Origin of the sequence: Dethiosulfatarculus sandiegensis (genome assembly GCF_000931935.2) — a bacterium.
GTDB classification, from domain to species: domain Bacteria; phylum Desulfobacterota; class Desulfarculia; order Desulfarculales; family Desulfarculaceae; genus Dethiosulfatarculus; species Dethiosulfatarculus sandiegensis.
Genome location: NZ_AZAC01000042.1, coordinates 1 through 5,596, shown reverse-complemented (window position 1 = coordinate 5,596; position 5,596 = coordinate 1). Strand labels below are relative to the sequence as shown.

The 5,596-nt window shown below is 41.5% G+C and carries 5 protein-coding genes and 1 pseudogene; 5 read left to right on the top strand and 1 reads right to left on the bottom strand.

Going from position 1 to position 5,596, the window contains the following annotated elements; genetic code table 11:
• From X474_RS25785 to X474_RS26320, 4 genes and pseudogenes are all read left to right on the top strand, one after another.
• Positions 1–381 (top strand): annotated as a pseudogene (locus tag X474_RS25785) (transposase); the annotation flags it as partial.
• A 417-nt stretch (positions 382–798) separates the two neighbouring features.
• Complete coding sequence (locus X474_RS19895; RefSeq protein ID WP_044351491.1) at positions 799–1,599, top strand: hypothetical protein; 801 nt, start codon at positions 799–801, stop codon at positions 1,597–1,599.
• Complete coding sequence (locus X474_RS19890; RefSeq protein ID WP_044351490.1) at positions 1,596–2,708, top strand: hypothetical protein; 1,113 nt, start codon at positions 1,596–1,598, stop codon at positions 2,706–2,708. The genes X474_RS19895 and X474_RS19890 overlap by 4 nt, the downstream gene beginning before the upstream one ends.
• Before the next feature lie 175 nt (positions 2,709–2,883).
• On the top strand, positions 2,884–4,032 hold the full coding sequence (locus X474_RS26320) for a hypothetical protein (RefSeq protein WP_156360855.1): 1,149 nt from the start codon (positions 2,884–2,886) through the stop codon (positions 4,030–4,032).
• A 76-nt stretch (positions 4,033–4,108) separates the two neighbouring features.
• Here X474_RS26320 and X474_RS19880 read toward each other — a convergent pair whose 3' ends face one another.
• Complete coding sequence (locus tag X474_RS19880) at positions 4,109–4,786, bottom strand: hypothetical protein (protein WP_044351488.1); 678 nt, start codon at positions 4,784–4,786, stop codon at positions 4,109–4,111.
• A gap of 582 nt (positions 4,787–5,368) precedes the next feature.
• Between X474_RS19880 and X474_RS19875 the strand changes: the two genes are divergently transcribed.
• Positions 5,369–5,596, top strand: a 228-nt coding sequence (locus X474_RS19875) for a transposase (protein WP_044351487.1), incomplete at its 3' end; no start/stop codon positions are given.

Genomic DNA, 5,596 nt, shown 5'->3' with positions numbered 1-5,596 from the left:
CATGCTAAAGGCCATCATACATGCCCAGGAAGACCTGGCGGCGGCAAGGGACAAGGCCCACGCTGTGGTGGAAAAGCTGAGGGTTATGAAGCTGAGAAGCACTGCCGATTTGGTGGCTAAAATATTGACCAGACCCTTACCTATTACCATTTTCCAAGTAAGCACTGGCTTCGTATCCGCACCAAAAAACCCATGGAGCGTATTATCCGGGAGATACGAAGACGCACCAGGGTGGTCGGGGCCTTCCCCGATGGCGAAAGCGCTCTTATGTTGGTGGCGGCCAGACCAAGACACGTGGCTTCCACTAAATGGGGTACCAAGAAGTACCTGAACATGGAACTACTCAACCACTGGAATTACCGCGAAGCTCTCGCGGGCTGACCACGACGGAGGCCGCTTCCAAAATCAAAAACGAAAGATTATTGACACTACCAAAGATCTAAAATTTCAATACCTTATACAGCTAATTGACTGTGGGAAGAAAAATGGGTTAAACTACTAAAATTTCAAGAAGTCGCAGCTAATGTTGAGATTTAATAACAAAGGTATTTTACCTGTCAGACGATCGATTTTTTGATTGCGAATCAAGCGTTTTATGTTGTTTATTAGGTGTATGAGAAGGATAAAAATGCCGTCATGGGTAGCAGGTATTTCCCAATATAAGACATGTTATTTGTGTGGTCATAATTAAATATTTCTCTTAACTAATGAGGGTTATTATGTTTTGAGTTTTTTAGGTGTATTCATACACTGTGTGAGATTTTAGAAATAAAAACAAATTAGTGAAAGAAATAAAATATGCCGGTATCAACTATTTTGACAAGATTTCGTTTTAATCATTCCTCCTTGATTTTCTTTACTTTTTTTTTACTTTTTTCAATATCTGAGGTCGTGCCGCTACAGGCTCAAGAGTTGATTGCTACACCGATTAACGATAATTTTACTGAGAGTTTTGATAAGGCTTCTCCTGTGTCGGGAATTCCTCTTGCAGGTATAACAATCGGCAAGAAACAAGGACATGTTGATGTTAGTCAGATAAGAATTGCGGCTCCAATAGTATCTGATCGTATCACTTGTATCATAGCAAGAACTCGAGATGGTCGGTACTACAGCGAAAATCCTTATCACGTACCCTCTATTACTAAAAACGCTAGAACTGCTAGACTTAACCCGGTTACTAAAAAATACGGTAAGTTTCTTTCACAGTATAGCGCAAACGATTTTACAATCATTGGGCGACTTGTAGTGGGCAATAATTGCGAATCAGCAGCGGAGTTCTATCTACCACGAGTAAGTGACCCTAAAAGTTCAGACCTTATCCTGTATGTTAACAGCGGTATTGGCTCTTCTTACGTTACCGCTACATTGCTACCCAATAGAGATGTAGTAGGAATATTCAAGGATAGTAAAGTATGTAATTTTAGATGCAAAATGCTCCCCGATGATGCTAATATTGCGTTTGATACAGAGTGTATTCTTGACATATCTCATATTCCCAGCAAAATTTATAGTATAGAACTACAACTTGATGACGGTATTGAAGCGTTTACCTATAATTATAGAATTTTTATTCCGACATTACACAGAGCAAAGCAATGATCAAAATTCTTTTTTTCTTGCGTCCATTATTCAGGCTTTACCGTTCCTGTAATGAGCAAATCAACGGCAAAAGTATAGTATCAATATTAGGCATATTTGTGATGACTTTTCTAATCACTATCGTGACATCAAATGCAATAGTCAAACTCACTGATGATAATGCCCCTTTAGCTTTTATAAATGCCAAAACAGAATTGATTAGTTATATTGTAGCGCGTTCTGAACTTTCAAATATCCCATTGTATAATGTAGAAATTGTTAGCAAAGAGAATGAGATACGTCAAAGACTAAAAGAGAATAATTGCCTTTTTATTGGCCTAATCAAGCCCATGCCGGGTGCCCGTGTCACATATCGACACAGCGGTGAAAAAATTATTATTGAAATAAAATCTGGGGCGATACACAGGGGTACAACCCCTTCAGTTATAGGTTATTTGCATTTTTATGATGACACTCAGTGTCCTATCCATAACCGTCTAATTATCCGTTTTAGAACACCAACCGTCAAAGATTATTTTTCAAATAATGCGCGACCATTACCGATAGCTGGGCCTGCTGAAATTGGGAGAGAACTAGGCTCGCCTCTTATGCCTCGAAAAAATGGGAAAAGGACGGCGGGATTAATGACAGGCGGTACCATCAGGATATTTGGCCGTACAAACTCCTTTTTTGGGCACAAGGAAGTTTATCCCGCACAGGATGCCAGTTTTGTTATTCCTAAGGGGAGTCGTCTTACTTCAATTTCCAATTCGAGTATAACAGCCGGTTCTCCCAATTCTTGGTATGGGAGCGCCTCAATTGAAAAGGAAACTTTTGAACTTTCCGCAACAACGGAGTCCAAAGAATTACGCTTATACCAACCTGGTCGTACCCGCGATTCCGAACGTTTTAATATATCACTGTTCGTACAGATTTTTAGCGATCCCAGTTTAGCCCTTTGGTCTTTTCGATTCGTTCTCTTCGCATTCCTTTTTCAAGTTCTTCTGTCTTTACTCGAAGTGTTGGGCTTGTCCTTTTTTCTAGGGAAAAAATATTCAACAGAACCTTTTTATAAAGAGCCAAAGGTTGCTAGTTTGAAATGCTCCGATGACAAAAAAGATCACGATTAATTATAGTTTTGTATTATCTTAAAATTTCTGGACAGGATAATGAAACGCGTCCCGTTGTTCATAATGATAATGAAACCCGGTCAAATTATGAGAACTACAATTTATCAAAATTGCGTCGAAGATATTACCACTTCTAATGTACATCTTACTAAAAATTTTTCTGGGGGGGTGGTCAATGAAATTGGGTTTATCAAGTATAACCACTTTTGTTTTTCTATTGTGCCTGAGTTCAACACAGCCAGTTTGGGGAGAGCGTGTGTTTATCGAACACGAAAAAGGCGAGCAAGGACAAGGATGGTTATTTGGTGCAAAAGATAGGCTTGGAGATATACAATGTTGGGTAGCCCTGCCTGCACATGTAGCAAAAAGGGCTAAAACCCCTAACGGACAACCTCTCAAAGCTTTTACTTTTAAGACAATGGCAGGCAGACAGGGGATTACAGGCCGCCCTGTATCACTACATGAGTTCCCGTTAATTCAAAATATTAAAGGACGTAATCTTGATTTGGCCTTTACACCTGTGAAAAGTGGTTTCCATAAAGGTGAGTGCCTATCCCGATTAGGGCTCTCCTCGTTTGTATATGATAATGCTTGCCGTAAAAAAATTATCGTAGATGCTGCCAGCGTATCGAAAACACGTTTTGATCTTTTTCAAATGTCCGTACAGCGGGGTGGGCTGGGCAAGACGGATTATGTCCAGATATTTAAACCTGTAAACCCTAAAAATAGCGCCGCCTATTTCAAAGGTGGACTTTCCGGGTGTATTGTAACTTTTGACCACCTGGGGCATACTCATCCATACGCCATGATTACTTCAGTCGATTCTAGGAACCTCACGGCGCATGGAATCCGTTTTGATACAATCTCCAAAGTTTTTGCCTCTATTCGAACGCGTATCAATACAATAGATGCTCGAACTAATGTGCCACAGCACGGCTCTTTGCCCTACCGTATAGTGCGTTATGAAGGGAAAATTGACCCCACGAGTACAGCGCAAGGGATGATTTTTCGGACTAAGAAATGCTGGAAGATGGTGCCATCAGGTGGGCAGCGTATGGTTCGCCTTTCAATTGAACCCCAAAGACACACTTTTATTTCAGGTATAAGCTTCCATCGACGCCCGTCTTGCGGCCTTAATGCCATACAGATCGGAGTGGATGCAAGTTATGATAAGGGCGATACTTGGGTGCGGGTTGCAGACTGCGCATTGAAATCAGGCGTTACAAAAACACGATGCATCTTTAGTTTAGCGCAGGCAACATCACTACGCATCACAGCCATTGGCCGGGCTTTTAGTTTGACAGAAATGCGACTTTTACCCTGATCTCTGTGAATTGTACACCGGATCAGCTTCAACTTTCCGCAACTGACTAGCATCCAAACGCGAGACTTCTATAGCCCTAAAATAAAGGTGCACGCACAGGGATAGTCCACATTCCTTCACATTTAAGTGTTCCTTCCAAACGGCTACCGCGAACAAGCTTTATTTGCAGATCACAAGTAGTATACTGACCTCCAGTATAGGCAATTTCACCTGTCCAGATTACTTTTGTCCCGACCACATCTGCCCTACCGCTAAATCGATCATCGGCTTTTGTGTTTCCCGCTATAGGGAACCAAAGTGACCGGTTTGAGCCAAGTTCTGCATTTTGTATATCAAAGATTAACCCATTGCTAATAACAGAATAAAGTCTGGCTGTAGGGGAACCATCAACTTCCTTTTTTTTCCTTTTGTCTTTTTCCGCTTTCTTGTAAGCATTTGTCAATTCAGCTGGCATGGTGGTTTCAAATATTATACGATTTCTAGCAGATATCGCTGTTCGTAAGGCGAGATTACGCGTATCTGCATTGTCACTGTTCAAGGTCTGCCGTAAGCAAATTCGTAGAATAGATTCATCTTTCAAAGCAATGGCCTCTTCAAGGTAACCAATTTGCATATCCGGGTCTGGATCCGAGCATTGCGTTCGCCATGTCTTTAATGAAGCCGCACGATTTGTGGCATCTGCCGCATAAGATCCTTGTAGCGATAAAGCAGTAACACAAACTGTAACTAATAGCATTAGAGCGGTATGTTTCATTAAGTACCCCCATTCAGTTGGCTAAATCAGTAATTCTACGCTAGACAATATCTTACATTGTACTAATCTAGATTGTTGGGTAGGATACAGCGTTCTCTGATTAATCCTGAGTTTTCTGGCAGTTGTGGACAGAAAGGTGTCTATTTTATATCCCTTAAGGCCGCAAATGCACATTGCCAGTGGGGTCTCCCCCTCCCAAAAATTAATCACTAAGTCAGTATTTGGCTCTTCTGAATGACCGTGTCATAGTATGTACTTAGGCAAAAACAAGCAAATTCCAGCGTGGTATTGCTTCCTAAATAAGTATAAGGTCTACTGCCCTTGCAGTCCTGTTTCTGCCCCCAAGTCTTGATTTTAGCTCTGTCGTCTTCCAAAGACAAGAACCAATTGGTGTTAAGGCATTCATCCCGAAATCGGCCTTTATAATTTCCAATCAATGCATTATTAGGAGGTGCCCATCCTGGATAAATTTATGATTATCCCTTTTTCGAGAGTGCTGCACAGTATCAGGATGCGCAATTCGCTTTGGAAAGATTTAACTATTTGATATAGTGGTTGAAACCTGTTTTGGGGGGTGCGTAAATGCCTACAAGGTTCGATCACAAGGGCGGTTTCGCGGATCATGCGGCAATCAGGCGCAAACGTCGGGAAAAGACGGCGGACAAAATAGATAAAATCATTGATTGGCATCCAATAGAAGAATTTTTGAAAAAGAATCTTGGCCACCGCCACAATGCGGTGGGTAATCCCGCTTATCCTGCTCTTGGCATGTTCAAGGCTCTCTTGTTGCAGTCCTGGTACGGCCTATCG

What these genes read in the sequence shown, in the direction of transcription:
- X474_RS19895 (WP_044351491.1), top strand. Translation starts at nt 799, where the DNA reads ATGCCGGTATCAACTATTTTGACAAGATTTCGTTTTAATCATTCCTCC.
- X474_RS19890 (WP_044351490.1), top strand. Translation starts at nt 1,596, where the DNA reads ATGATCAAAATTCTTTTTTTCTTGCGTCCATTATTCAGGCTTTACCGT.
- X474_RS19880 (WP_044351488.1), bottom strand. Translation starts at nt 4,786, where the DNA reads ATGAAACATACCGCTCTAATGCTATTAGTTACAGTTTGTGTTACTGCT.
- X474_RS26320 (WP_156360855.1), top strand. Translation starts at nt 2,884, where the DNA reads ATGAAATTGGGTTTATCAAGTATAACCACTTTTGTTTTTCTATTGTGC.